Consider the following 25,944-nt stretch of genomic DNA (forward strand, 5'->3'; position numbering starts at 1 on the left):
GTACCAAACACGGGGGACGTCCATGATTCAGAACAAAAACAAGACCGTGGTGAAGTCGATGGAGCTGCTCAATCTGTTCATTGAGCACTCCCGGCTCAGCCTCAATGAAATGGTAGAGCTGACAGGCATCCCGAAGACGTCGATCCATCGGATGGTAGGCTCCCTGGAGGGCATGGATTTCCTGCAGAAAGGGGAGGACGGAAAGTACTCCCTCGGACTGTTGTTCCTGCAGTTCGGCCAATTGGTTTCGGAGCGGCTGGATATACGCCAGATCGCGCTGCCTGCCATGACGGCCTTGCGAGATCGAGTGGAAGAGGCAGTCAATCTTACCGTTCGGGATGGGAAGGAAGCCATCTACGTCGAAAAGCTCGATACGCCCCACCCAGTGCGGCTCTACACGAAGATCGGGAGAAGGTCTCCGCTGTACGCGGGAGCCTGCTCAAGGATTATCCTGTCGTTCTTGGAGGAAAAAGAGATCGAGCGTTATTTGCAAGAGGTCGAGCTGATCCCGATTGGCCTTGGCACCATCACGGACAAGGAGCAGCTTTGCGGCGAAATCAAAAAGGCGCGCGAAAAAGGATATACGATCAGCTACTCCGAATTGGAAAATGATACGGTATCCATCGCAGCACCCATTTTCGACCATACATCCCGATTGGCAGGCGGTCTGAGCATCGCCGGCCCGCAGGTGAGATTTGGCGAAGACCGGATTCCCGCGCTGGTCCTCGAGCTGCAGAAAGCGGCGGAGGAAATATCGCGGGAGCTCGGCTGGCGCGGCGCACGGCAGCTGGACAAACACCGCTGACCTCATTTATTTTGGAAAGGAGACGTGTCATGAAGACGATACTCGTAACCGGATTTGACCCGTTCGGCGGGGAGCCGATCAATCCCGCCTGGGAATCGGTAAAGCGTCTCTCGGAAGGATCATACGAAAACTATAAAGTGGAAGTACGGCAAATGCCTACCGTCTTTGACAAATCACTGGAATGCCTGTATGCGGCGATCGACGAGACGAGGCCAGACCTCGTGATTTGCGTCGGACAGGCGGGCGGCCGGCCGGACATTACCGTAGAGCGCGTGGCCATCAACGTGAACGATGCCCGCATTCCCGACAACGAAGGAAACCAGCCGATCGATACTCCGATCGTGGAGGGAGGGCCAACCGCATACTGGTCGACGCTGCCGATCAAAGCGATCGTCAAGGAATTGCGCGATCAGGGGGTACCTGCTTCGGTCTCGCAAACAGCCGGAACATTTGTATGCAACCACCTTTTCTATGGTTTGATGCATGTGCTGGCTTTGAAGTATCCCGAAACCCGAGGCGGATTTATCCACATCCCATACCTGCCGCAGCAGGCAGCTAGGTTGGCAGGCCAGCCGAGCATGGCGGTAGAGACGATTGAAAAGGGTCTGCGGATTGCGATAGAAACGGCTCTCTCCCACGAGAATGATATCGTGGCAGTCGGTGGACAAATCAGTTAATCAAGAGGAGGAAATGCTCCTCTTTTCCTTTACCTAAAATTCGGAACAATCGTACCGATAATCGGAACAGGAGGGGTGAAGTTGCAATACCATGAGTTCTTTCCTTTGGGGGATTCGGGTGTGGTCGTCAAACTGGGTACAACCATCGACCAGCATACCCACGAATCCGTAAAAAAGCTCTCCGTTTGCTTGCAGGAGGAGCCCTTTCCCGGAATGGTCGAGATCGTACCGGGCTTTACCACCGTCTCCATCTATTACGATCCCCTTGCCCTATACGACCCGAAAAGCGAACAGACTCCTTATGAGAAGGTCGTCGGATTGCTGGGCGAAATCATCTCCCGCACGCAAAAGGGGAAGGCGCGGGAGCCGAGACTTGTGGAAATACCGGTATGCTACGGTGGAGAATACGGACCGGATCTGGAAGAGGTAGCCAGGCACAATGGGCTCGCACCTGACGAGGTCGTCCGCATCCATTCGGAGCAAAAGTACTTGGTGTACATGATCGGATTCGCGCCGGGGTTTCCCTATTTGGGCGGTCTGGACGAAAGAATCGCGACGCCGCGCCGAACGGCTCCCCGTACGGCCATCCCCAAAGGAAGCGTAGGAATCGGCGGCTCGCAAACCGGGATCTATCCCATCGTGAGCCCAGGCGGCTGGAATATCATCGGACGAACAGCCGTGCCGTTATTTCGCCCAGAGCAGCAGCCGCCGAGTCTGCTGCGTGCAGGAGATTTCGTACGTTTTCTCCCTGTATCGCCGGAAGAGTATGACGCACGAAGGGAGATGGCTCCATGAGCATGGAAGTGATTCAGCCAGGGGTCTGCACCACCGTCCAGGATCTGGGGAGATACGGATTTCAACAGCACGGGGTCATTGTCGGGGGCGCAATGGATCCACTGGCCATGCGCGTGGCGAATATGCTGGTGGGCAACCGGCAAAGGGATGCGGTGCTGGAGCTGACGCTGAAAGGGCCGAGCCTGCTTTTACAAAAGGATTTGCTCCTTGCAGTTTGCGGGGGAGATTTCGCACCCACTGTTGACGGCAAGCGGATCGCACCCAATCGCCCCGTATGGGTGAAACGCGGCAGCACCTTGCAATTTTCCCACGCCAAACAAGGCTGCCGAGCCTACTTGGCGGTCGCGGGCGGCTTCGATGTACCGATGCTCATGGACAGCCGCAGTACGAATTTCCGAAGCGGATTTGGCGGCTTCGAGGGGAGAATGCTGCAAGCCAAGGATGTGCTGTCGACGAGGCCGCCCGGGGAGTACAGCCGCCATCTTGCTTGCAATTACGCAGACGCGGCGGGCGAAAACGCATTTTCCCAGGCAGACTGGCATGTTCCCAGATCGCTGTTTCCGTACATAGCGGAACCGGTTGTGCGGGTCATTCGCGGGGAGCAGTACAGCGGCTTCTCGACCGAGAGCCGGGAACGCTTTTGGAAGGAGCCGTTTCGCGTCACTCCCCAGTCCGATCGCATGGGTTATCGTCTCGACGGCCCCCCACTGACCCTCTCCTCGCCGTTGGAGATGACGAGCGAAGCGGTGACCGCAGGCACAATCCAGGTGCCGCCGAGTGGTCAACCGATCGTCCTGCTGGCAGACCGTCAGACGATCGGCGGGTATCCCAAAATCGGGTATGTAGCCACGGTAGATTTGCCGATTTTTGCCCAGCTGAAACCAGGAGACGTGGTACGGTTCCGTGAGGTTTCTGTCGGGGAGGCGCAGCACGCTCTCTATGCAAGAGAACGTGAGCTAAAACAGCTGCAGGTGGCGATGGAACTCACCACAGGATGGAGGTAAACGGATGAAACACGTAGACATCAATTGCGACATGGGAGAGAGCTTTGGCGCCTACCGATTGGGAAATGACGAAGAGATTCTCTCGTACATCAGCTCTGCGAATATCGCATGCGGCTTTCACGCGGGAGATCCGGCTACGATGAGAAAAACCGTGCGCATGGCGCTGGAAAAGGGAGTAGCCATCGGCGCTCATCCCGGCCTGCCTGATCTCGTCGGTTTTGGCAGAAGAAACATGGACATTGACCCGCAGGAAGCGTATGACATCGTCGTCTATCAAGTCGGGGCCCTGCAGGCGTTCGTTAAGGCGGAGGGAGGCTCGATGCAGCATGTGAAGCCCCATGGAGCGCTGTACAACATGGCGGCGACACGCCCGGCGCTGGCAGAAGCCATCGCCGAAGCCATTTACAAGGTGAACCCGTCGCTCATCCTGTACGGCCTGGCCGGCAGCGAGCTGACCAGAGCGGGAGCGCGGATCGGACTCCGAACCGCTCACGAAGTATTTGCTGACCGAACGTATCAAGAGGATGGCACGCTTACCCCGCGCAGCCAGCCGGATGCGATGATTACGGAACAATCCCAGTCGCTGGCTCAGGTCATCCGGATGGTGACGGAAGGCCGTGTCCTCTCCCTCCAAGGTGTGGACGTGCCGATTCAGGCCGACACGGTTTGCATCCACGGCGATGGGGCTCATGCCCTTGAATTTGCCCGCAGCATTCATGCGGCGTTTGAGGGAGCAGGGATCGTGCCGCGGTCATTTATCTAGGCATTTATCGTTGCCGAAGCCCGATGCTTGCATCAGGCTTCGTTTCATTCTCAAATAGGCATGTTTTTTCAAGGGAAAGGGAACAATCATCGATACAAGGAAGAAATGAAAATCGAGGGGTCGCCATGGAACAAGTGAACTGCGACGTATCACCGTTGAAAGCGGAGATGAAGGAGCAATTGACCGCCATCTCAAGCGCGATCGAACAGAGCATGCTCGTCCTGGAAAACCAAAACGGATGTCTACTCGGAGAGTTCGAGAAGATCCGATCCCGATTCAGTCATTTGGAGACGATCGCCGCTTCCTTTTATTTGCAGTGCTATTTGGGACCGTATACGGACAAATACGCCGACCTGTCTTTGGCTGTGCAAAATCTGGCCGCACGGAGGCAAGGCGCCCTGATCGTCGTGGAACGCGAGGATGCCGTAAGCAGTCTGCTGCAAGCTGGAATTCCGATACGGGCATGGATGACGCATTCCCTGTTGGAATCGATCTTTTTTCCGGGCAGCCCGCTGCATGACGGAGCGGTCGTGATCCGGGAATCCCAGATCATCTCTGCGGCAAATGTGCTGCCGCTGTCACATGTGTCTGTGGGGGAGCAAAAGCTGGGGACGCGGCACCGGGCTGCTTTGGGGCTTAGCGAGCAGTCCGACGCTTTGGTGATCGTCGTCTCCGAGGAAACGGGAAAGGCTTCCTTTGCTTTGCACGGCCACCTGTACCCGATCATCACGCATTGATACGACAACATTGGGAAAGGAAGAAGGGCACCGTCAACCGTTTTGACAGTGCCCTTTTTTTCTGCTCGTTTTCATGAGTTTACTTTTCGCTGGAACCACCAAACGAGAAAGAGGAAGAACAGGTAGACGGCTGTAAATACGACCGACAAAGCGACGTTCGAAGAGGCGGCGCCGGTTTCCAGCCAATCGGTTTTCAGCATGTCCTTCACGAACGAGAGAACGAGCAGGGAGGAAGCCCACAAGGCCGTCCCGATCGCATATGCCATTATCATCCACTCATTTCCGCTCTCTTTTTTTGGATTATCGGAAAGGGGGATGAAAAACTTTACAGACGCTCCATCCGAAAATGCCGAGAATCGAGGGGGAAAAGTGAAATGATCGGATAGACCTAGCTGCGGGTGAATCCATTTTCATGAATTGTGGTTATCTTATCTGAGAACATGGGCCTATTTGTTAGTCAACCCAATTCCCGCTGCGGAATATCGGTTCCCGTTTCCCGTCAGCCGTTTCCCCGTCGATGTCCATTTCGGCAGAACCGATCATGAAATCGACGTGGGTAAGGCTGCTGTTGAGCCCGTACTCCTCGAGCTCTTCCTTGCTCATGTCCGCCCCGTTCTCGATATTGACCGGGTAAGGGTTGCCGATCGCCAGGTGGTTGGAGGCATTCTCATCAAACAGGGTGTTGTAGAAGATGATGTTCGATTGCGAGATGGGAGAGAAGTGAGGAACGAGTGCCACTTCTCCCAGGTAATGGGATCCTTCGTCCGTTTCGATGAGCTTTTCCAGGGCGGACTGCCCTTTTTCCGCCTGTGCGGAGACGATCCGTCCGCGCTCGAAAGTCAAAGTAAAGCCTTCGATCAGGTTGCCTTGATAGCTCAATGGCTTGGTACTGCGTACGGTACCATTCACGCCGGTTTTTAGCGGAGCCGTAAATACTTCTTCCGTCGGCATGTTCGCCATGAAAGAAACGCCCTTTTGATTGACGCTGCCTCCGCCGATCCATACATGGCGAGGAGGAAGCTCGATGGTGAGGTCAGTTCCCGGTGCTGAATAATGCAGGAAGCGGTACTGCTTCGCGTTGAGTGCATCCACTTTTTGGTTGAGCGCTGCGTGATGATCGTGCCATGCCTTTACAGGATCCGCTGTATCGACGCGGGTCGCGCGGAAAATAGCCTCCCACAATGCACTCTCCCGTTTGTCCACAGGCAAGTCGGGGAACACGACCGCCGCCCATTCCGGGGAAGGCACGGCGATGACGCTCCAACTGATCTTGTCGGCCATGGCGTAGCTCCGGTACCTGTTCAAGGCCTGTCCGGCAGCTCGGTTGAAATTGGCGATGCGCTCAGGGTCGATTCCTTTCAAAAGATCCGGATTTGATGCGCTGATTTGGAGGAAGGCGGCTCCGTTTTCAGCCAGTTCTTCCATCCCCTTCGCTTTCCATAGCGGATACTCGCGAAACGCCTCATCCGGGGCCAATTCGTATTTCATTCTCGTCAATTCATCGTCCGTCCATTCGATCTGCACGTGTTTGGCGCCGACTTCATAGGCGACTTTCGCTACCTTCCGTACAAAAGCGGCTGCGGAAATCGGGGCAGTCACTACCAGCGTCTGCATAGGCTGTACATTGACGCCTACTTTTACGGCAAGCTGTGCATATCGATCGATCATGGTCTCAAAATCCATCATAATTCCCTCCTGGCCTTTTGTCATATCTTCCCTCTATTATATCTGCCCAACCGAAGAACTCTGCTACAAATTTTCTCAAGCCATTTCCTAGGAAAGCGCAGAAACAGACAGGATCCCGTGTTATTCGCACCAAACCAGCTTTATTTTCTCAGCAAAGAGGAAAAATGCTTCTTATCATCCAATCTTACTTAATAGAAAACATTTGAATGGAAAATTGAGGAGGCGACAGCGGTGAAAGCGAGACAGACACGCGATCAGGTAGCGGCGGAACAAACCTGGAATCTGAATGACTTATTTCCGAGCCAGGAAGCTTGGGAGAACGAACTGGGGGAATTGGTGGACCAGCTGCCGCTTCTCACCGCTTTTCGAGGGACCCTGCATACCGGCGCCGAAAATTTGCTGGCGTGCCTGGAGGCCAGGGACGCACTTGTCGTACGGGCGCAGCTGGTGGCGACTTATGCCAGCCTGCGCACCTCAGAAAACGGGACGAATCCGCAAAATCAGGCAAATTCTGCGCGAGTCGGCGATGCCATCTCGGCTCTGAACGCCGCCTTGTCCTTTATCCCGTCGGAAATACTGGCTCTTCCAGAGGGGACCATTGAGCGCTACTTGCAGGAGGAGCACGGCCTGGAGGTGTTCCGCAAGAATCTGGAGGATTTGCTGGAGACGAAACCGCACCGACTCACCGCTGAAACGGAATCCGCCCTCGCTTCGCTGGGAGAGGTATTCTCCGCTCCTTACACCATTTATCAGCGCGGCAAGCTGTCGGACATGTCCTTCGAACCGGTTTTGAATGGAGCGGGCGAATTGCTACCGGTATCGTTCGCGTTGTTTGAGACGGATTACGAGATGTCAGCCGATACCCAGCTGCGCCGCGCCGCCTACGAATCCTTTTCCCGTACGCTTGCGTCATACCAGAACTCCTTTGCGGCGGTGTACGCGACGGAAGTAAAAAAACAGACGGTGCTGTCCAGACTGCGCGGCTATGAGTCCGTCACACAGATGCTGCTGCAACCGCAGCAAGTAACGCTTGACATGTACCACAACATCTTGGATATCATCGGTACCGAGCTCGCGCCTCACATGCGGCGTTACGCCCGACTGAAAGCAAAGGAGCTGGGCCTTGAAAAACTGCGTTTCTGCGATTTGAAAGCACCGCTGGATCCTGAATTCAGCCCACCCATCACCATCGAGGAAGCGGGAGCGACCATCAAATCGGCGCTTTCCGTCATGGGCAGCGAGTACGCGCAAATCATGGAGACGGCGCTGGAAAACCGCTGGATCGACTATGTAGACAACGTCGGAAAATCAACCGGCGCTTTCTGCTCGACTCCGTACAGCAATCACTCCTATATCTTGATTACGTGGTCGGGAAATATGAGAAGTGCATTTACGCTGGCGCACGAGCTCGGGCATGCCGGGCATTTCATGCTGGCAGGGCAGAACCAGGCGTATGCCAACTACCGCCCGTCGATGTATTTCATCGAAGCGCCATCGACGCTCAATGAGCTTCTTCTGGCCCAACACATCGTGGAACGATCAGACGATCCGCGACTCAAGCGCTGGGTCATTCTCCAGCTTCTGAACACGTATTATCACAACTTTGTCACCCATCAGCTCGAAGCGCAGCTGCAGCGTAACGTATACGAAGCCGCACAGGCGGATGTGCCGATCACAGCGAAAAAACTGTCCGAGTGGAAAGGGCAAGTGCTCGCCGACTTCTGGGGAGATGCCGTCGAACTGGATGAGGCCGCGAGTCTGACGTGGATGCGCCAGCCGCATTACTACATGGGCCTGTATCCGTACACGTACGCGGCGGGGCTCACCGCTTCGACGGCCGTGGCGGCGAAGATCCGTGAAGAAGGACAGCCGGCTGTAGACCGCTGGCTGGATGTTTTGAAGGCGGGGGGAACCAAAAAACCGCTGGAGCTCATGAAGATGGCCGGCATCGACATGGCTGATCCGCAGCCCATTCGGGAAGCTGTGGCGTATGTCGGCAGTCTGGTGGCCGAGCTGGAGCAGTTGTTTGACGCAAGCGAGCAGTAAAGGCCAGAGAGCTTGTGACGGCGCGATGCCTCACAAGCTCTTGTTTTTCCGAGCTCTCGGGTAGGAAAGGAGAAGAGGATGAAACCATTTACACAACGGGTCGTCGCCATCATTGCGGGGATCCCCCCGGGGCAGGTCATGACCTACGGGCAAATCGCAGCGCTGGCCGGTAGCCCGAGGGGGGCCAGACAAGTGGTGCGCATCCTGCATTCGATGAGCAAAAAATACAAGCTTCCGTGGCATCGGGTGATCAACGGGAAGGGGAAGATTGCCTTGCCCGAGGAAGAGTCGTTTACGGTGCAAAAAATGTTCCTGGAAGCGGAGGGCGTGGCCGTCAGTGAAGCGGGAGAGGTGGATCTGGCGGTGTATCAATACAATGTGGAGCGGACGCTGGAGGAGCACGTATTTGTCGATCCACAAGATGGCGAGTGACGGCTGTCCCGATCCGAAGCTCAAAATTTAGCAAAAAAGGCTTGCCGCAGCAAGCCTTTTTTCGTTAATATCCCACTTCAACCGAAGCAATGACGACGTACGCGAGATCGTTTTTATCTTCCTTTTCCGCGAGGACGACTCCGCTGCTGGTGAGCATGCCGCCGTCAACCACCTCGAAAGAGACTTCTCCATAAGGCAATTCCGCCCGTACGGTGTCCAGGTCGAGCTTGTCCCGATCGGCAGGTACGGCCAGGCGGACGTGGACCTTCATGTTGTGGATGTCGTTGCCTGGCAAAACCATGCGAAGGCCCGGCATCGAGTTGTGGTGAATGGCATTTTGTACAGCGCGGACAGCCGCTTTTGTGACGTTTTGCCCATGCAGGTCGATCCCCATGCCGATTTCTATGAACATGACTTTTTCCATTTCTATTTCACTCCCAGGTAATCATTGGTCACCTTGTTATCTTACCACGAATTCGCCGCTCCTTGCCCGGCAATCACTTTTGTGACAAAGCAGACGAGTGTTGGACAGATTGAATAAAACAATAGTCTAAATTTATTGAATTTTTATACAAATTGTGAAATGACGTCTGGTGAGCAAGAAGGGTACCATTTTGATAATTATTCATTTGGACAGGAGGTGCACGCAACGCCGAAGTTCCATCAATCAGCTTGGAGCGTAGCGACATCCTATCTTTGGAGAGGAGCCTATCATGAAAAATTATTCTCGTTCGGTATTTTTTCTCGTTTTTATTCTGATTATTCTGTCTACATCGGCGATGGCCGGGTGTGGAAAAGGGGCAGGATCTGGTCGGATGCTGACGATCTCCCAGACAAGTGAACCCGGCACAGCGGACGTACAGTTGACGACGGAAGCCTATACGATCCCCCTGAACATCTACGATCGTCTGGTGGAAGCGAAAACGGTATCGCCCGGAAAATCGGAGCTGGTTCCCGGCTTGGCGGAAAGCTGGGAAGTCTCTGAGGATGGTCTTACGTACACCTTTCATCTCCGTAAAAACGTAAAATTCCACAACGGCGAGATCTTCAAGGCAGACGACGTCCTGTTTACATTTGACCGGATGCTGGATCCGAAAACGAAAGCGCTGAATACCGACTTCCTCGACATGATCGCAGGGGCAAAAGAACGCATGGAAGGAAAGGCGGACACCGTAAGCGGCATCAAGGTGGTGGACGACAACACGCTTCAAATCACCCTATCGGAAGCATTCGCGCCATTCATCGCCAACCTCGCTACCCCGCCAGGTTCGATCTACAATCGAAAGGCGACGACAGAAGCGGGCGATCAGTTCGGGCTCGATCCGGCAAAGACGGTCGGAACCGGTCCGTTCAAACTGACCTCCTGGTCGCTGAACGACAGCATCGTCATGCAAGCCAATCCGGATTACTTCCGGGGCGCGCCCAAGTTCGACGGGATCGTGCTCAAGATCGTGCCGGATGCCGAGACGAACCGGATGCTGTTTGAAACGGGCAAGATCGATGTTTTGGACCTCGAGGATTCAGCGTCGCAGATCCCGCAGTTCCGTGACAACGAGAAATGGAAAAACCAGATTGTCAGCGGCCCGATCGTCGGCGTGTATTACTACGCCTTTAACGAAAACATGGAAGCGCTCGGCGATGTGCGGGTGAGGAAAGCGCTGCAAATGGCCATTGACCGGCAGACGCTCCTGGACAAGCTGTACTACGGAGAAGGCAAGCTCGTGAACGGAATTTCGCCGCCAGGGCTTTTGGGGTACAATCCCGATCTTCCCCAAATCGAATACAATCCCGAAAAAGCAAAGGCATTGCTTACAGAGGCTGGTTACCCGAACGGATTCGATATGGAGATCGCGCAGGTGACGGATAGCCCGAGCACGCTGAAAATGAATGAAGCCGTACAAGCTATGCTCGGCAAAGTTGGCGTGCGGGTTAAAATCAACCAAATGGATGAGTCCACGTACTTTGCCACCCGGAAAGAAGGGAAGCTCGCTTCTGCCCACAACAACTGGTCGGCGGACTACAATGATCCCGACAACTTCTTTTACACGTTTTTCTCTGCGAAGAATGCGAAAGTGCGCTCCTTCAATTACACGAACAAGGATGTGCAGGACAAGCTGGAAAAGGCGCGAACCATGGTCGACCAGGGCGAGCGGATCAAACTGTACCAGGAGCTTGAAAAAACGATCGTACAGGAAGACGCGGCCTGGATTCCGCTGTTCGCATTGAATCACCTCTTCGTCGTGCAGCCGAGGGTGAAAAATTTTCACGTGTCCTGGAATGGCTGGACCTCCATGAACTACTACGATATCGAGATCGCAGACGGGAACTAACGCTCTGGGATAGCGAACGGAAAGGACGAAGGTCTGGCGGAAAAGTAACGACTGCTATTCGGTAGTTACTTTTCCATCAGGGCCCGTTACGAAAAGGAGGGACCCGATGGGTTATTACATTGCCAAACGACTGCTTGTCTCCGTTCCCGTCATTTTGGGGATCTCGTTGATTACGTTTCTGCTGCTGAATGTAATCCCCGGTGATCCCATCGCACTCATGATGAAAGAACACATCAGTCCGGATGTGGTGGAAAGAGTGCGGGCGCAAATGCACCTCGACGATCCGGCCTACCTTCGCTTTTTTCGGTTCATCTGGGATGCGCTGCATGGAGATTTCGGCATCTCGTACAAATTGAACCGCTCGGTGACCACGTTGTTGATGGATGCCTTCCCGAATACATTGCTGCTAGCCGTCTCCGGGGCGTTGGTATCGTGGATCATCGGCATACCGGCAGGAGTCCTGTCTGCAGTCAAAAAGCGCTCCCTCCTCGACAATTCCATCATGGGCTTCTCGCTGCTGGGCGTATCCATACCGGTTTTTTGGGCAGGCCTTCTTTTCCAATATATTTTTGCCATGATGCTCGGGGTCCTGCCGGTATCCGGTTTCAGTGGACCGGAATACGTGATCATGCCCGCCATCGTTTTGGGCTGGAGCTCCGCAGGAACCATCGCCCGGCTGACGAGGTCGAGCTTGCTGGAAGTCATGCGCAACGACTACATACGGACGGCGAGGGCAAAGGGCAATGTCGAGCTCCAGGTAATCGTCCAACATGCCTTGAAAAACGCGATGCTCCCTGTCGTTACGGTCATGGCGCTGCAAGTAGCCGGTCTGCTGTCAGGGGCTGTGATCACGGAGAGCGTTTTCGGGATACCGGGTATCGGAAGGCTCGCCGTGAACGCTATCCAAAACAGAGATATGCCGCTCCTCCAAGGAACCGTCATGTTTACGACCGTTTTGGTCATCGTGGGAAACCTCGTTGCAGACGTGATGTATTCCCTGATCGATCCACGGATCAAATATGACTGAGGGAGGACTGGAAGATGAACCTGGCGAGAAATCTCCTGCTAAAGAAAGAAAAAATCGAAGCGAGTGACGAACTGGTCAAGGAGACTTTTTGGCAAGACGTGTTTCGGTCGCTCAGAAAAGACAGGATGGCAATCGTAGGAGGCATCGTCATCCTGCTGTTCGTCCTGATGGCGCTTCTGGCGCCGCTCATTTCTCCCCACGACCCGTATGAAGTAAACCTCGACCGCCAGTTTCTGAAGCCGAGCATGGAAAACTGGCTGGGCACCGATATGTTCGGTAGGGATGTGCTGTCCAGGATCCTATATGGCTCGCAAATCTCGCTTTTGATCGGGATCGTTCCCAGCTTGATTACCATGGGCATCGGAATTGTACTGGGGATCGTCGCCGGCTATTTCGGACGGAGGACCGACTTTGTCATTATGACGATTTCCGATATGGTCCTTTCTTTTCCGTCCCTGCTGCTCGCGATGGTGGTCATGTACACCCTCGGAGCGAGCCTCCTGAATATTTTTATCGCGCTCAGCATTGTGGGGTGGGCAAGCACGGCCAGGGTCGTGCGGGCACAGACGCTTTCGCTCAAGAACAAGGAGTTCGTTGAAGCCGCCCGGGCAGTAGGAGTGAAGCCATACCTCATTATGCTCCGGCACATTTTGCCCAACTGCATCCCCCAGCTCCTCGTGCTTTTCACGTTGGAAATCCCCGGATCCATTTTGTCCGAAGCGAGTCTCAGCTTCCTGGGGGTAGGAGCGCAGCCACCGGCATCGAGCTGGGGACTTATGGTGTCGAACGGAAAGGAATTTTTATTCAATGCCCCTTGGGTCGCCATCGCTCCGGGGATCGCCATTCTCGTCATCGTCCTGGCGTTCAATTTCCTGGGAGACGGTCTGCGCGACGCACTGGATCCATATTTGAAACAATAGGGGGAGAGAGCATGAGCGACGCCAACACCATTTTGAAAATCAACCATTTAAAGACGTATTTTTACACCGAGAAAGGAGTGGTGCCAGCTGTCGACGATGTCAGCCTCCAAGTGAAAAAAGGGCAGATCGTCGGAATCGTCGGAGAGTCAGGCTGCGGGAAAAGCATGACTTCTTTGTCGATCATGCAGCTGGTGGCTTCCCCTGGAAAAATCGCGGGTGGAGAGATTTGGTTCGACGGAAAGAACCTGGTGGGGCGTTCCAAGAAAGAGATGCGCTCGATCCGCGGTAATGAAATCTCCATGATCTTTCAGGAGCCGATGACGTCCCTCAATCCCGTCTATCCTGTCGGCAAACAAGTAGCCGAGGCGCTGCTGTTGCACCATGAAACGATGAGCAAAGCGGAAGCGAAGGAAGCCGTGATCGAGATGTTCCGGATGGTGGGCATACCGGAGCCCCGGAAAAGGTACGGCGTCTACCCCCATCAATTGTCGGGTGGCTTGCGGCAGCGAGTGATGATCGCCATGGCACTCATCTGCAGATCCAAGCTGCTGATCGCCGATGAGCCAACGACTGCACTCGATGTGACGATCGAAGCGCAAATCTTGAAACTGATGAAAAACCTGCAGGCCGAGATCGACACGTCCATCATCATGATCACGCACAACCTGGGAATCGTGGCGGAAATGTGCGATTACGTCTATGTCATGTACGCGGGGAAAATCATGGAGCAAGCGGATGTGTACGAGCTGTTCGACGACCCCAAGCACCCGTATACCGAAGGGCTGCTAAGGTCAATTCCGCGGAAGGACGTGCAGCAAAATAAGGCAAAAGGCTTGTACAGCATTGAAGGAATGGTGCCGAATATGCTTCAGCTCCCGACCGGTTGCCGTTTCCATCCACGCTGCGAATACGCCGTTGATGCATGCAGGCGGGAGGAGCCTGAGCTGGTCGACCTCGGCAACGGACACCTGGTGAGATGTATCAAATACATGCAGTAGCGGAGGCGGTGGAAGGATGCAGCAGGCACTGATGCAAGTCAAGCATCTGAAAAAGTATTTTTCGATAGACGGAGGACTCTTCAGAAAGGGAGATGGTGCCGTACACGCGGTGGATGATATCAGCTTCGATGTGTACGAGCAGGAAACACTGGCGATTGTCGGCGAATCGGGGTGTGGGAAGAGCACATTGGGGCGTACGCTGATCCGCCTGCTGGAAGCAACAGGGGGCACTGCCATGTTTGCGGGGCAGGACATCTTCTCCTTGTCTCAAGCGGAAATGAGGCCATTGCGAAAACAGATGCAAATCGTGTTTCAGGATCCGTTCGCGTCGCTGAATCCGCGGATGAAGGTAGCGGACATCATCGCGGAGCCGATTATCACTCATGAATCGATGGGGCGATCTGAGCGTGATGAGCGCGTCGCAGAGCTGATGGAGCAGGTCGGGCTGAGGAGAGCGTACGGTTCGAGGTATCCGCACATGTTCAGCGGAGGGCAGAGGCAGCGGATTGGCATAGCCCGAGCATTGGCCTTGCAGCCGAAATTCATCGTGTGCGATGAGCCGGTGTCCGCTCTGGATGTGTCGATTCAATCGCAGATCATCAATTTGCTGCAAAGACTTCAGGAGCAAAACGGGCTGACCTATTTGTTCATCTCGCACGATTTGAGCGTCGTCCGTTATTTTTCTGACCGGATCGGAGTCATGTATTTGGGGAAAATGATGGAGCTGGGACCAACGAATGAGGTGTATGAACGGCCTTTCCACCCATACACCAAGTTCTTGATTGCGGCGGCACCGAGCCCGAATCCGCATGCCCGCCATCAGGAAAAGCTGATCTTGGAGGGGGACATCCCAAGTCCGTTGAACCCGCCGTCCGGCTGCCGTTTCCACACGAGATGTCCGTATGTGCAGGACATTTGCAAGAACCTGGAGCCAGCTACCCAACAGATCGAGGGGAGAGCGGTCGCCTGTCATTTTCCACTGGTGTAGGCGACCAAAAGGCCGTTTCTGTCATGGCGGGAGTGCCGATCTTTTTGTGCCAACTGTATTGTATTTACGGTCAAGACGTGTCATGATTACATCTTGGCATGAAATAGCTCGACGCATTTCTCACAAGTGGAGGCACGACAGAAGTGGAACGGTATCCTTTTGCATACGACCCGTCCGAGCCTTTCCTTTCGCAGGTAAGCGACTGGGTGGCGGACGTTTTTTACGAAACATTGCCGGAAGCAGGCTTTGAAGTCCGTGATGAACAGATCTACATGGCTTTCCAGCTCGAGCGGGCATTCGCGGAAAAGCAGACGATTTTTGCGGAAGCAGGGGTAGGTACGGGCAAGACGTTGGCCTATTTGCTCTACGCAGTCTGTTACGCTCGTTATATGAGGAAGCCAGCCATTATCGCCTGTGCGAACGAATCCTTGATCGAACAGCTGGTCAAGCCGCAGGGGGACATCGCCAAGCTCGCCCGCCATCTCGGCTTCACTATCGATGCGCGGTTGAGCAAATCGCCGGACCAATATTTGTGTTTGCGCAAGCTGGATGAGGCCAGGTTTCATCCAGAGGAAGGGGAGGCGTTTCAGACCATTTACACGGAGCTGCCTTCCTTCGTCCATTCCCATGAGGCGATGCAATCGTTTCATCCGTACGGGGATCGCAGCGGCTATCCCGAGCTGGACGACGAAAAATGGGGACAAGTCGCCTGGGATTCGTTTCAGGATTGCTTCTCCTGCGATCGGCAGCACCGCTGCGGCCAGACGTTGTCTCGAAACCACTACCGGCAGTCGGCCGACCTGATTATTTGCTCGCACGATTTTTACATGGAGCATGTCTGGACCTACGAATCCCGGAAACGGGGTGGCCAATTGCCGCTTTTGCCCAGCCACAGCTCGGTCATCTTCGACGAGGGTCATCTGCTGGAGACCGCCGCTCAAAAAGCGTTGACCTACAAGCTGAACCATGGCGTCTTTGAAGAAATCATCACACGCCTTTTGAAGGGCGAGATTCGCGAGTCGCTGGCGGTCGCAATCGAAGACGCCATCACGCAAAGCGAGGAGCTGTTTGCTCGTCTCCGGCAGCAGAGTCTGACTGTAGTCGGATCCACCCGCAAAGAAGTTCGCTTCGATGAGTCATTGGTTGCTCTGATTGCCCGGTTCACTGACCTGATCGACTGGATCGAGGAAGAGTTGGCACTGGAGAGCGGGCTTTACACGCTGGACGAGTTTCAGCTTCGTATTGTCGAGGAGCATTTGGAAATGATGCAGCTCGCTCTCCGCTTGTTCCGGGAGCCGGAGCGCGTCATCTCGTGGGTGACGGAGGAGGCGGCTGGCACGACGCTGGTCGTCATGCCAAGGCTGGTGCAAGAAGTACTGCATGAACGGGTATTCTCGGAACGGATGCCGATCGTCTTTTCCTCGGCGACACTCTCCGTGGACGGCTCGTTCCAGTACATCGCGGACAGCTTGGGAATCAGCGGGTATTTGTCCTTTTCCGTCCCTTCCCCGTACGAGTACGCGGAGCAAATGGAGGCGATCGTCCCGAGGCTGGCGGCTTCGAGTGTGTTTGCCCAGAAGCTGGATGCGGCAGGGAAACTGCTGAAGCGAACAGACGGACGGGCGTTGCTGCTGTTTCCTTCCATGGAGGAGATGGCGCAATTCAAGAAGGCGGCAGCCGATGATCCCGCGCTCGCAGGGCAGCAGTTCTACTTCGAGGGGGACCAGGAAATCAGCCATCTCATCGCGCGCTTCCAAGAGGAAGAAAAAAGCAGCCTGTGCGCCGTGACGCTGTGGGAAGGACTCGATGTACCCGGACCGTCACTGTCCAACGTCATCATTTGGTCGCTTCCGTTTCCTCCGAACGACCCGGTGTTTGCAGCCAAGAGAAAAGGGGCAGCAGATCCGTACGAAGAGGTCGACCTCCCCTACATGCTCTTGCGGCTGCGTCAAGGCATCGGCAGGTTGATCCGCTCGAGAGAGGACCGCGGAATTGTAGCAGTGTTCAGCGAAGAGCTGTCCCGTGACGAAAAGCTGAGAAAACACGTTCGCGATGTATTCCCGACGGGAGTAGCATGGCAAGAGACATGGTAGCTCGCATCGATCGGAAAACAGGAAAAGGGCCGGAACCATCGTGTTCCTGCCCTTGTTTTCTACCTTTTGAGAAGCGTCATTCCGGCATGTTGCCTACCGTCGGATCCGGCGTGAAATCCGGATGGTAGCCTGCGTATTTGACCTCGGCAACCATCCCTTGCGCCGCATGGCCGAGATCGTGGCAGTGAAACATCCAATTGCCGGGATTGTCTGCCTGAAAAGCGACGACGAACGACTCTCCGGGCAAGATGTTCAGGGTGTCCTTGATGAGGGGAGACCCGGATACCGGCTGTCCGTTTTTGCTGAGCACCTGGAAAAAGTGGCCGTGCAAGTGCATCGGATGGACGTCCTTCGGAGAACGGTTGACCATCGTGACCTTGACCAGGTCTCCTTTTTTGACATTCAAAGGCGGGACATCGGGAAAGGTCTTGCCGTTGATCGTGAATGCCATCTTGCCTTTGGCCATCTCTGTATTCAAATCCATCTGGTACGTAATGTCATAGGCCTGCTCCAAAGTAAACCTGCTTTTTGCCGCCTCACCGTACTTGGTGATATCCACGGTCGGCAGATCTTCCGTGCCGGGCGTTGCGGCTTTATCCGCGTAGCCTTCGTAGACGATCGGGACTGCTAGCGATTTGGCCCCCGGATTTTTGCCTTGCTCCTCGAGCAGCCATTTGCCGGGATGATTGGCGATGAACTCGATATCGTACCGCTCACCGGGTGCGATGTTGAGCAGCTGTCCGTTGACGAGAGGCGGATTGTTGATCGGCTGTCCGTCAGTTGCTACGATCTGGAACTCGTGGCCTTGCAGATTCAGCTTGTGGGACAGATAGCCTGCGTTCACGAGGCGGATTCTGACCCGTTCTCCTTCCTTGACGGAAAGGGGAGGGATCGCCGCTCCCGTCTTTCCATTGACCGAGAAAATGGTGTACATCAGCGGCATCATTTCAGCGTCGCTCATTTGTCCATCCATTCCGCTCATGCCTGAATGCGCGTTTTGGTCAGACGACGGCGCTGAGCCGTGATTCATGTTTCCCATGTTTCCATGGTTCATACCGCTCCTATCCATCCCTGTTCCGCCGTGCATCTGGGCCATGCTGTCGTCCGCCAACCATTCATCCAGCACCAGTGTAAAGTCTTGGTCTGCGGGTTTCGCAGGGGGTTCTTTCGGCTCTACGACAATCGAGCCATACAGTCCCTTGTCGACTTGTTCGGAGCTCTTTTGGTGCGAGTGATACCAGTAGGTTCCGACCGTATTGGCCACAAACTCATAGGTAAAGCTTTCATTCGGCCTGACGGCGTTTTGGGTGACCCCTGGTATGCCGTCCATGTTGTTCGGAACAGGCAAGCCGTGCCAATGGATAGTGACCGGCTCTGGCAATTCGTTTTTCAGGACGACTCTCACCGTCTCTCCCTGCTTGACCCGCAGCTGTGGTCCGGGGACTGTCCCATTGTAAGTCCAGACGGTTTTCTTCGTCTTCTCGTCGAGCTGCAAGGTCGTTTCCTTGGCCGTCAATGTAAAGGAGCTGCCTGTCAGCACTTCGAAAGGCTCTGCAGAGACTGGCAGGGTGCTCGTCGGTTGATCGCCTCCTTGGCCTATGGTTGACTGAGCCGCTCCCGTTTGGTGGGCGTCGTGATTCATGGCTGACGGGTCCATGCCCGAATGAGGTCCGCCATCCTCCACCGTGGATCCGGGAGAACATGCAGAAAGTGCCAGAATGGCGGCCATGGAAATGATGAGGAGCGGTCCTGTCTTGTAGCTGGATCGGGTAAACATCGGATTCCTCCTTTGCTGTCGATAGCATGAAAGTAGCAAAACAATGTGGAGAAAGGATGAAGATGCGACAGCTCTCTGTCGACGGCTTGCAAGACGGGAAAGAACACAGACGAAAACCAGTCACATGTATGAAACTTCTGTTACGGGTGAGCGAAAAGCGAAACGCTAGACTCTTTCCCTGTTATAATATAGGTTCAACCATGAAAAAATGGAAAATAGAATCGGTACGGGGTAGGTGTATACGTTGGGTAATGTAGACTTGGCGAGTTTGCCGTGGAGTATGTTCTGGATGGGAATTGCCTATTTTTTGGTAACAGGCGTTTTTTTCTGTTTGGGATTCATGCGACTGGTTTCATCCCGAATTCGCAGCGGCGTGATTTTCATGGCCATCGCAGTCGTCAGTGGTGCCCTTTTCTTGAACTATTTGTTTACCCATCAGCTGTAAGGCAAGGAATCATTTGTTCATGACTGTAGCAGGACCTCATACATAAGGAAGCTGCCGGCAGGTATAATCGGTCGGCAGCTTCCCTTTTTTTGGCTCTGGACAAGGGTGTTTGGAAGACGAGAAAACGGGTGGAAGCCATGTTTGCCCTTGTCGAAATTCGAGGAAAAAAAGTTGCCGAACATTGTAAACAATTTGTAACGTGCTTTCCCTCCGCGCCGTCTTATAATCGTAAGTACGCAAGGTCACCGGAGAAGCTGCGGACATGTCGAAACGTGCCTGAACGAAAGGCGAAACGTGCCTGAACGAAAGGCGAAACGTGCGAGCTTGCCAAGGTGATTTCCTGCAAGTGGTTCGGGGAAAGAGGGGATGAACGGATACATAACAAGAGAAGAGGCTTTTCGCCATATACACATCCTGAATACGGGCAATATGATTGGACATACGCATAATCCTCTTGCGATTATAAACGATACCAACCCCCGTTTTCGAAGGCCGAAAGAAACAGGGGGTTTTGCATTCATACAGCACGCATTTCCCGATGTGAAATGGCTGACCCCGTCATCGTAAGCACAAACAGAATGGAACATAAAGGGGAGAATGCAGATGAGCTGCATGTCGAGCGAGGAACAGGCTCACCACAAACGAAGTTGTTTTATGAATCAAGGAATGGCGAAACGAATGAACGAATCGCAATCCCTCCAGCGTGCAAGCAAGGGAGGCCGTCACCATGCCTGAGCCACTCAAAGGCACCAGCCGGTACATGGCTGGAATCGACGGGCTGAGAGCTGTTGCCGTGCTTGCCGTCATCGTTTATCACCTCAATTTCAACTGGGCGCCGGGAGGTTTGCTTGGCGTCGGCATCTTTTTTGTCCTCTCTGGATATCTCATTACGGATTTGCTCATCGCGCAGTGGAGTCGGCTTGGTCGACTCGATATGAAAGATTTTTGGCTCCGTCGCGCTCGGCGCCTGCTGCCGGCACTGTTGCTGCTGCTAGTGTTCACGATGGTGTGGGTGACCTTTTTCAAGCCTGAACATCTCCCCGCTATGAAAGGCGACGTGCCTGCCGCTTTGCTGTACGTCAGCAACTGGTGGCTCATCTTTCAGGATGTTTCTTATTTCGAAAAGTTCGGCCCTCCCTCGCCGTTCGGACATTTATGGTCGCTTGCGGTCGAGGAGCAGTTTTACTTGGTCTGGCCCCTGCTGCTCGCCCTCGGTCTCCGCTTTGTCAAGCGCCGCGGCCCGCTCGTCGCCATGACACTGACTGTCTCCGCTCTGTCCGCTGTTCTCATGGTCTTGCTGTATGAACCGGGAGCAGACCCAAGCCGCGTCTATTACGGAACGGATACGCGGGTATTCGCTTTGCTGATCGGAGCGGCGCTCGCCATGGTCTGGCCGAGCCGCAAGCTGTCAGAAGACATTACCCGCAGAGCGCGTACTTTGCTCGATTTCAGCGGAGTCGCAGGACTCGCCGTTTTGCTCTTCGCCATCTGGAAGACCAACCAGTACGACGATTTTCTCTACCAGGGCGGCCTCGTCTTCTTCTCGATTGTAAGTGCGGTTGTCGTAGCGGTACTGGCACACCCTGCCAGCCGATTCGCTCGCTGGATGGGCTGCAAGCCGCTGAAATGGCTAGGCGTGAGATCCTATGGCATTTACCTTTGGCATTATCCGGTCATCGTGTTGACCAGCCCGGGGTCGGAGCAAGCCGACGAATTCGCCATACCCCGGGCAATCCTGCAGGTAGCTGCCTGCATCGTGCTTGCCGCTCTGTCTTGGAAATACGTCGAAGAACCAATTCGCCACGGCGCGCTGGGGCGGATCTGGTCCGGACTGCGCTCGAAGAATGTCCGCCAGAAAAGGCGGGATACACGCCTCATCGCCTCCATTTGCGCGTTTATCCTGTGTGTCATCTATTTCGGAGTCACGTCTCTGACGTCAGATGCGACCGAAAGTCCGGTCTCAGCTGCGAGTAAGGCGACAAGCACTGCCGGGCAGGATATGAGCAGTAGCGACAAGCCAAAGAACGACGGATATACGGCTGAAAACGCCGCTTCCACCCCGCAGAAACAGACGGCGCCCCCGGCCAAACCAGCTGCGGCGTCACAAAAGACGAGCGAGGCCGGCTCCAAAGAAAAGGGCACGAAGACAAAACCGACGCAAACCACTCCCCACAAGTCAGCGAAGGACAATGAAAATCCTGCCACGTCGAACGGGAAGCCCCAAGGGAATGCACAAACTCCGCCGGAAGCGCCTGAAGCAACGAACGGGAACCCGACCGATCCACAGACTGGTACCGACCCGAACAGCCAAGGAAATCCATCCGACAAGCCTGACAAACCGGACGGAAAAGAGGAGAAACCCGTCCATTCCGGAAAAGGGATCACGGCCATTGGCGATTCGGTCATGCTGGATATCGCTCCCCATCTGGAGAAGCTCCTGCCCGGCATCGCCGTGGATGCGAAAATCGGCAGACAAATGTCACAAGCCCCTGGCGTCGTTGCGGATTTGAAGGAAAACGGCCAACTCGGAAAGATCGTGATCATCGAGCTTGGCACGAACGGATCCTTCAGCGAAAAGCAGTTGCTCAAGCTGCTTCAGTCAGTGGGCGACGTCGACCACATCATTCTGATCAATGCAAGGGTTCCGAAGCCTTGGGAAAGTGTCGTCAATGAGACGCTGGCGAGCGTAGTCGCCACTTACCCGAACGCGACGCTGATCGACTGGTACACGGCCAGTGCTGGCAAAGATTCTTTCTTTTACAAGGACGGAGTCCATCTCAATCCGGAAGGCTCCCAATTTTATGCCCAGCTCGTGGCGAAAACGATCGCCAAGCTTCTGGCGGGAAAATAGTCCCCCTGCCAGATCGAATGCAAAAGGACAGCGTGATGGCTGTCCTTTTGCTATTTGAAGGGCAATCGTCGTTAAAGTTGTGCAAAAATTCAGTATTTTACCGTACAATAAAAAGGACAGCATCTCAGAAATCGCATACAAACCGTTTCTCATCCCATTTGGCAAATGAGGAGGTTACACCTATGCACATTCGGCAAATGTTTGACCTGAAAGGAAAAGTAGCGCTGGTAACGGGAGGCGGCAGAGGGTTGGGCGAGCAGATCGCGAAAGGCTTGGCGGAAGCTGGCGCGGATGTCGCCGTATGTTCGCGGAAGCTGGAGAACTGTCAGCAAATCGCGCAGGAGCTGCAGGAAATGGGCGTGCGCAGCTTGGCTTTGGCTTGCGATGTCACCAAGCCGGAAGACATCAACCGGACGGTAGCGGAGGTGATGGAACGGTTCGGCACCATCGACATCCTCGTCAACAACAGCGGGGCGACATGGGGCGCCCCCGTCGTCGATATGCCATTGGAAGCCTGGAACAAGGTCATGGATGTCAACGTGACTGGCACGTTTCTGATGAGCCAGGCAGTGGGCCGGCATATGATCGAGAAAGGCTACGGAAAGATCATCAACATCGCTTCCGCTGCAGGACTGCGTGCCGACCCGCCAGAAGGCTTGAATGCGATCGGGTACAGCACCAGCAAGGCGGCGGTCATTCACTTCACCCGTGATCTCGCGAGAAAATGGGCACGGCACGGTATTTACGTCAACGCGATCGCTCCCGGATTTTTCGCCACGAAAATGACCAAAGCGCTGCTCGAAAAACGGGGAGACGCCATCGCCGCGAAAATTCCGCTCGGCAAGATCGGGGACGAAACGATGCTGAAAGGAGCGGCTGTCTATCTCGGCTCCCAGGCGAGCGATTTTGTGACCGGGCAAATTTTGAGCGTGGACGGTGGAAGCACGCTCTAGGGGACTGATTTCCCGGCCTAAAAAGCAGGAACCGAAGAGATGATGTGCGAAAAAGTATAGGATAACCAACGAACGCGCTTTGGTTTGTTGGTTTTTTTGTTCGCAAAGATATTCTCAACTTTCTGGAAAGGGAGGGCTTACGCCATGAAACCGAAAGTGATCATTTATAAAAAAGTGGAGCCAAGCGTGCTGGAGTACGTGCAGGAGGCTTGTGAGGTCGTCTACTTCGAGCAGCTGAACGACGAGGACCTGCCTCGGTTTTACGAGGAGGCAAAGGACGCGAAAGGACTGCTCGGCTCGGGTCTCAAGGTGGATGCAGCACTTCTGGACAAAACACCGAACCTGAAAATCGTCAGCAATATCTCAGTCGGCTATGACAATCTGGATGTCCCCGAACTGACCCGCAGAGGGGTGATGGCGACGAACACTCCGGATGTTTTGAACGAGACGGTCGCCGATACGATGATCGCCTTGATGCTTGCGACTGCACGGCGAATCCCGGAGCTGGACCACATGGTGAAGTCAGGCAAATGGACAGCGAATATTACTCCGGAGCACTTTGGGGTGGACATGCACCACAAGACACTGGGGATCATCGGGATGGGGCGCATCGGGGCAGCCATCGCAAAGCGGGCCCGCTTCGGATTCGGCATGAACATCCTGTATCACAATCGCTCCCGCAGCCAGGAAGTGGAAGAGACCTATGATGCGACCTTCTGTACGCTGGATGAGCTCTGCCAAGAGTCCGACTTCATCTGCCTGATGGTGCCGCTGTCTCCGCAGACGACCAAGCTGATCGGAGAACGGGAGTTTGGGTTGATGAAGAGGTCTGCCATTTTCGTGAATGGCTCCCGCGGGGCCACAGTAGACGAGGACGCGCTGGTTCGGGCCTTGCAAAACGGCGAGATTCTGGCTGCAGGGACGGATGTGTTCGTCCAGGAGCCTGTCCGTCCCGACCATCCGCTCCTGAAGCTGCCCAATGTGGTGACCTTGCCGCACATCGGCTCGGCTACGCTCGAGACACGATTGGCAATGGCTCAGTTCGCCGCGGAAAACTTCGTATTGGGCATCCAGGGCAAACGGCCACCTGCGCTTCTAAACCAGGAAGTCTTTTCGGAATCTGCCGGAAAGTAAGGAAAAAGACAACCGCTGGGGTGAGTGCCTTTGCACACCTCCCGGGCCGTTGTCTTTTTTCTTTTCGTCACGAACCGAGCGCATGGGCGGCACGAGTTTTCCGATAGCGGATGACGGTTGCAAGCGCTCCGAAAAGGACGAGGAGTAGCAGGAAGAATATGTTCTGAAAGGCCGTGTGCACGGGAAGCTCTTTTTGCCAGCCCAAGAGAAGTCCGCACAGGGCGACGGCAAAAGAACCGCCCAAAAACTGGGCCAATTGCAAAAGTCCCATCCCGGCCCCGATCATCTCTTTCGGCAAAATTTGCGACACTTCGTTGGAAAGGGACGATGTCACGGTAGACAGGGAAGGCGCAAACAGGACATACGCAAACAAAATGACGTACGGCGACAGCGGAAGCAGGAGCGTCAACACCAAAAGCGGAAGAATAAACACCAGGTGTCCGCCCAGTAAAAAGCGGATGTTGCCGTATTTGTCGATCATCCGGCCGATGATCGTGATCAGGACGCTGGACAGAATGGCGCCGGGAAAGATGGTCAGCCCGATGACCACAGCGCTTTGATGGAATACCTCCGACAGGACCAGCGGCATGAGAAACAGGTTGGACATGTTCAGGATGAAGGCGCTAAAGGCGACCAGCACGAGCTTGCGGTACCCGGGATGGAGCAGCAAGGACGGATAAATAAACGGCTTTTCCTGCCTGCGCAAGTGCCTGGCGTTGACCAAAATCGCTGCTACACCGATTAAAAGCAGCAGGAGCGACAGCTGAGTCAATGCCAAGAGCAGAGTTGCCGTAGCGATGATGGTCAGGATCGCTCCAACGAAGTCGAAATGCAGCTTTTTCGGAGCCTCCTTGGGGAGAAGGCGCCATAAGACAGGGATGAGCAAAAAGACGAAGCAAATGATGAGAAACAGGCCGTGATACCCCATGATCTGTGTGATCGCACGCCGATGACAGGGCCGAGACCGAAAGCCAGGATGCTCCCGGAGGCGATGATCGAGATGGCGCGACCTCTCCGTTCGGTGGGAACGAATCGGCTGGCAAGTACCATACCCAATGCAGGAACTGCACCGGCACCGCACGCCTGCAGCAGCCGGGCGACGAGAACGAGAAGGAAGCTGTCCGCCATGTAGCCGATGACCGAGGAGACACCCAGAATGCATAGCCCGATGGTAAGCAGCCTGCGGATGGGCAGCGAGTCGGACAGACGGCTGAAAATGATGGTCGAGAGGGCAAATACGATAGAATAGCCGGAGACGATCCAGGATCCCAAACTGGCGTCGATATGCAGAGACGCAATGACGCTGGGCAAGGAGACGTTGAACATCGTCGTATTCATCAGGACGAGAAACGAACAGACGGCCCAGATCGGAATCGTGACGCGGTCGTTCATGGCAGCACCGCCTTTCGGATAGGGAAATGAGGGAGATTCGATCGTCATTAAGAAAGTTCGTCGCTACCTGATTCTATCCTTTCTTCCGCCT

At 54.8% G+C, this 25,944-nt stretch carries 22 protein-coding genes and 1 pseudogene; 18 read left to right on the forward strand and 5 right to left on the reverse strand.

The window, feature by feature from the left end; genetic code table 11:
• Nucleotides 1-22: 22 nt before the first annotated feature.
• From RGB73_RS14280 to cdaS, 6 genes are all read left to right on the forward strand, one after another.
• Nucleotides 23-805, forward strand: coding sequence for an IclR family transcriptional regulator (locus RGB73_RS14280; protein ID WP_310773205.1), 783 nt, complete (start codon nucleotides 23-25; stop codon nucleotides 803-805).
• Between the two features lie 29 nt (nucleotides 806-834).
• Nucleotides 835-1,482, forward strand: coding sequence for a pyroglutamyl-peptidase I (gene pcp, locus RGB73_RS14285; RefSeq protein ID WP_310773213.1), 648 nt, complete (start codon nucleotides 835-837; stop codon nucleotides 1,480-1,482).
• Between the two features lie 81 nt (nucleotides 1,483-1,563).
• The gene (gene pxpB, locus RGB73_RS14290) at nucleotides 1,564-2,277 is read left to right on the forward strand and encodes a 5-oxoprolinase subunit PxpB (protein ID WP_310773219.1); all 714 of its coding nucleotides are present in this window, start codon (nucleotides 1,564-1,566) and stop codon (nucleotides 2,275-2,277) included.
• Nucleotides 2,274-3,281, forward strand: a complete 1,008-nt coding sequence (locus RGB73_RS14295) for a 5-oxoprolinase subunit C family protein (RefSeq protein WP_310773225.1) — start codon at nucleotides 2,274-2,276, stop codon at nucleotides 3,279-3,281. The genes pxpB and RGB73_RS14295 overlap by 4 nt, the downstream gene beginning before the upstream one ends.
• A gap of 4 nt (nucleotides 3,282-3,285) precedes the next feature.
• A complete protein-coding gene (locus RGB73_RS14300) occupies nucleotides 3,286-4,044 on the forward strand; it encodes a LamB/YcsF family protein (RefSeq protein WP_310773231.1) in 759 nt (252 codons plus the stop codon).
• Nucleotides 4,045-4,169: 125 nt separating this feature from the next.
• Entirely contained in the window at nucleotides 4,170-4,781 is a 612-nt protein-coding gene (gene cdaS / locus RGB73_RS14305) for a sporulation-specific diadenylate cyclase CdaS (protein WP_310773236.1), read from the forward strand.
• Nucleotides 4,782-4,852: 71 nt separating this feature from the next.
• Here cdaS and RGB73_RS14310 read toward each other — a convergent pair whose 3' ends face one another.
• Together RGB73_RS14310 and RGB73_RS14315 are read right to left on the reverse strand one after the other, a co-directional pair.
• Entirely contained in the window at nucleotides 4,853-5,047 is a 195-nt protein-coding gene (locus RGB73_RS14310; RefSeq protein WP_310773242.1) for a hypothetical protein, read from the reverse strand.
• Between the two features lie 187 nt (nucleotides 5,048-5,234).
• Nucleotides 5,235-6,464, reverse strand: a complete 1,230-nt coding sequence (locus RGB73_RS14315; protein ID WP_310774302.1) for an aminopeptidase — start codon at nucleotides 6,462-6,464, stop codon at nucleotides 5,235-5,237.
• A gap of 234 nt (nucleotides 6,465-6,698) precedes the next feature.
• Between RGB73_RS14315 and pepF the strand changes: the two genes are divergently transcribed.
• A complete protein-coding gene (gene pepF / locus RGB73_RS14320) occupies nucleotides 6,699-8,513 on the forward strand; it encodes an oligoendopeptidase F (protein ID WP_310773253.1) in 1,815 nt (604 codons plus the stop codon).
• Between the two features lie 78 nt (nucleotides 8,514-8,591).
• Nucleotides 8,592-8,945, forward strand: coding sequence for an MGMT family protein (locus tag RGB73_RS14325; protein WP_310773267.1), 354 nt, complete (start codon nucleotides 8,592-8,594; stop codon nucleotides 8,943-8,945).
• Between the two features lie 64 nt (nucleotides 8,946-9,009).
• On the opposite strand, the gene RGB73_RS14330 is transcribed toward RGB73_RS14325, so the two are convergent.
• Nucleotides 9,010-9,369: a Lin0512 family protein gene (locus RGB73_RS14330; protein WP_310773270.1), complete on the reverse strand. Its 360-nt coding sequence runs from the start codon at nucleotides 9,367-9,369 to the stop codon at nucleotides 9,010-9,012.
• 289 nt (nucleotides 9,370-9,658) lie between these two features.
• Between RGB73_RS14330 and RGB73_RS14335 the strand changes: the two genes are divergently transcribed.
• The 6 genes from RGB73_RS14335 (at nucleotide 9,659) to RGB73_RS14360 (ending at nucleotide 17,301) form a co-directional block, all read left to right on the forward strand.
• A complete protein-coding gene (locus RGB73_RS14335) occupies nucleotides 9,659-11,275 on the forward strand; it encodes an ABC transporter substrate-binding protein (RefSeq protein ID WP_310773275.1) in 1,617 nt (538 codons plus the stop codon).
• Nucleotides 11,276-11,381: 106 nt separating this feature from the next.
• Nucleotides 11,382-12,302, forward strand: a complete 921-nt coding sequence (locus RGB73_RS14340) for an ABC transporter permease (RefSeq protein WP_310773281.1) — start codon at nucleotides 11,382-11,384, stop codon at nucleotides 12,300-12,302.
• Nucleotides 12,303-12,316: 14 nt separating this feature from the next.
• A complete protein-coding gene (locus RGB73_RS14345) occupies nucleotides 12,317-13,222 on the forward strand; it encodes an ABC transporter permease (protein ID WP_310773290.1) in 906 nt (301 codons plus the stop codon).
• A gap of 11 nt (nucleotides 13,223-13,233) precedes the next feature.
• Nucleotides 13,234-14,220 carry an ABC transporter ATP-binding protein gene (locus tag RGB73_RS14350; protein WP_310773305.1) on the forward strand — a complete coding sequence of 329 codons (987 nt, stop codon included), beginning with the start codon at nucleotides 13,234-13,236 and terminating at the stop codon, nucleotides 14,218-14,220.
• A gap of 16 nt (nucleotides 14,221-14,236) precedes the next feature.
• Nucleotides 14,237-15,208, forward strand: a complete 972-nt coding sequence (locus tag RGB73_RS14355) for an ABC transporter ATP-binding protein (RefSeq protein WP_310773311.1) — start codon at nucleotides 14,237-14,239, stop codon at nucleotides 15,206-15,208.
• Between the two features lie 143 nt (nucleotides 15,209-15,351).
• On the forward strand, nucleotides 15,352-17,301 hold the full coding sequence (locus RGB73_RS14360; RefSeq protein WP_310773320.1) for an ATP-dependent DNA helicase: 1,950 nt from the start codon (nucleotides 15,352-15,354) through the stop codon (nucleotides 17,299-17,301).
• Nucleotides 17,302-17,377: 76 nt separating this feature from the next.
• On the opposite strand, the gene RGB73_RS14365 is transcribed toward RGB73_RS14360, so the two are convergent.
• Nucleotides 17,378-19,030: a multicopper oxidase family protein gene (locus RGB73_RS14365; protein WP_396136216.1), complete on the reverse strand. Its 1,653-nt coding sequence runs from the start codon at nucleotides 19,028-19,030 to the stop codon at nucleotides 17,378-17,380.
• Nucleotides 19,031-19,367: 337 nt separating this feature from the next.
• Between RGB73_RS14365 and RGB73_RS14370 the strand changes: the two genes are divergently transcribed.
• From RGB73_RS14370 to RGB73_RS14385, 4 genes are all read left to right on the forward strand, one after another.
• Nucleotides 19,368-19,523, forward strand: a complete 156-nt coding sequence (locus tag RGB73_RS14370) for a hypothetical protein (RefSeq protein ID WP_310773336.1) — start codon at nucleotides 19,368-19,370, stop codon at nucleotides 19,521-19,523.
• Nucleotides 19,524-20,250: 727 nt separating this feature from the next.
• Nucleotides 20,251-22,374: an acyltransferase family protein gene (locus RGB73_RS14375; protein ID WP_310773343.1), complete on the forward strand. Its 2,124-nt coding sequence runs from the start codon at nucleotides 20,251-20,253 to the stop codon at nucleotides 22,372-22,374.
• Nucleotides 22,375-22,556: 182 nt separating this feature from the next.
• Nucleotides 22,557-23,327 carry an SDR family oxidoreductase gene (locus RGB73_RS14380; protein ID WP_310773351.1) on the forward strand — a complete coding sequence of 257 codons (771 nt, stop codon included), beginning with the start codon at nucleotides 22,557-22,559 and terminating at the stop codon, nucleotides 23,325-23,327.
• Between the two features lie 144 nt (nucleotides 23,328-23,471).
• Nucleotides 23,472-24,461, forward strand: a complete 990-nt coding sequence (locus RGB73_RS14385; RefSeq protein WP_310773356.1) for a 2-hydroxyacid dehydrogenase — start codon at nucleotides 23,472-23,474, stop codon at nucleotides 24,459-24,461.
• Between the two features lie 67 nt (nucleotides 24,462-24,528).
• Here RGB73_RS14385 and RGB73_RS30615 read toward each other — a convergent pair.
• Nucleotides 24,529-25,901 (reverse strand): annotated as a pseudogene (locus RGB73_RS30615) (MFS transporter).
• Between the last annotated feature and the right edge of the window lie 43 nt (nucleotides 25,902-25,944).

This window comes from Brevibacillus brevis, from assembly GCF_031583145.1.
In the GTDB taxonomy this organism is placed as follows: Bacteria; Bacillota; Bacilli; order Brevibacillales; family Brevibacillaceae; genus Brevibacillus; species Brevibacillus brevis_E.

Excerpts from the sequence above, each read along its gene's own strand:
- RGB73_RS14280 (WP_310773205.1), top strand. The coding sequence starts at position 23 with ATGATTCAGAACAAAAACAAGACCGTGGTGAAGTCGATGGAGCTGCTC.
- pcp (WP_310773213.1), top strand. The coding sequence starts at position 835 with ATGAAGACGATACTCGTAACCGGATTTGACCCGTTCGGCGGGGAGCCG.
- RGB73_RS14295 (WP_310773225.1), top strand. The coding sequence starts at position 2,274 with ATGAGCATGGAAGTGATTCAGCCAGGGGTCTGCACCACCGTCCAGGAT.
- RGB73_RS14300 (WP_310773231.1), top strand. The coding sequence starts at position 3,286 with ATGAAACACGTAGACATCAATTGCGACATGGGAGAGAGCTTTGGCGCC.
- cdaS (WP_310773236.1), top strand. The coding sequence starts at position 4,170 with ATGGAACAAGTGAACTGCGACGTATCACCGTTGAAAGCGGAGATGAAG.
- RGB73_RS14310 (WP_310773242.1), bottom strand. The coding sequence starts at position 5,047 with ATGGCATATGCGATCGGGACGGCCTTGTGGGCTTCCTCCCTGCTCGTT.
- RGB73_RS14315 (WP_310774302.1), bottom strand. The coding sequence starts at position 6,464 with ATGGATTTTGAGACCATGATCGATCGATATGCACAGCTTGCCGTAAAA.
- RGB73_RS14325 (WP_310773267.1), top strand. The coding sequence starts at position 8,592 with ATGAAACCATTTACACAACGGGTCGTCGCCATCATTGCGGGGATCCCC.
- RGB73_RS14330 (WP_310773270.1), bottom strand. The coding sequence starts at position 9,369 with ATGGAAAAAGTCATGTTCATAGAAATCGGCATGGGGATCGACCTGCAT.
- RGB73_RS14335 (WP_310773275.1), top strand. The coding sequence starts at position 9,659 with ATGAAAAATTATTCTCGTTCGGTATTTTTTCTCGTTTTTATTCTGATT.
- RGB73_RS14340 (WP_310773281.1), top strand. The coding sequence starts at position 11,382 with ATGGGTTATTACATTGCCAAACGACTGCTTGTCTCCGTTCCCGTCATT.
- RGB73_RS14345 (WP_310773290.1), top strand. The coding sequence starts at position 12,317 with ATGAACCTGGCGAGAAATCTCCTGCTAAAGAAAGAAAAAATCGAAGCG.
- RGB73_RS14350 (WP_310773305.1), top strand. The coding sequence starts at position 13,234 with ATGAGCGACGCCAACACCATTTTGAAAATCAACCATTTAAAGACGTAT.
- RGB73_RS14355 (WP_310773311.1), top strand. The coding sequence starts at position 14,237 with ATGCAGCAGGCACTGATGCAAGTCAAGCATCTGAAAAAGTATTTTTCG.
- RGB73_RS14365 (WP_396136216.1), bottom strand. The coding sequence starts at position 19,030 with ATGGCCGCCATTCTGGCACTTTCTGCATGTTCTCCCGGATCCACGGTG.
- RGB73_RS14370 (WP_310773336.1), top strand. The coding sequence starts at position 19,368 with ATGGGAATTGCCTATTTTTTGGTAACAGGCGTTTTTTTCTGTTTGGGA.
- RGB73_RS14375 (WP_310773343.1), top strand. The coding sequence starts at position 20,251 with ATGCCTGAGCCACTCAAAGGCACCAGCCGGTACATGGCTGGAATCGAC.
- RGB73_RS14380 (WP_310773351.1), top strand. The coding sequence starts at position 22,557 with ATGCACATTCGGCAAATGTTTGACCTGAAAGGAAAAGTAGCGCTGGTA.
- RGB73_RS14385 (WP_310773356.1), top strand. The coding sequence starts at position 23,472 with ATGAAACCGAAAGTGATCATTTATAAAAAAGTGGAGCCAAGCGTGCTG.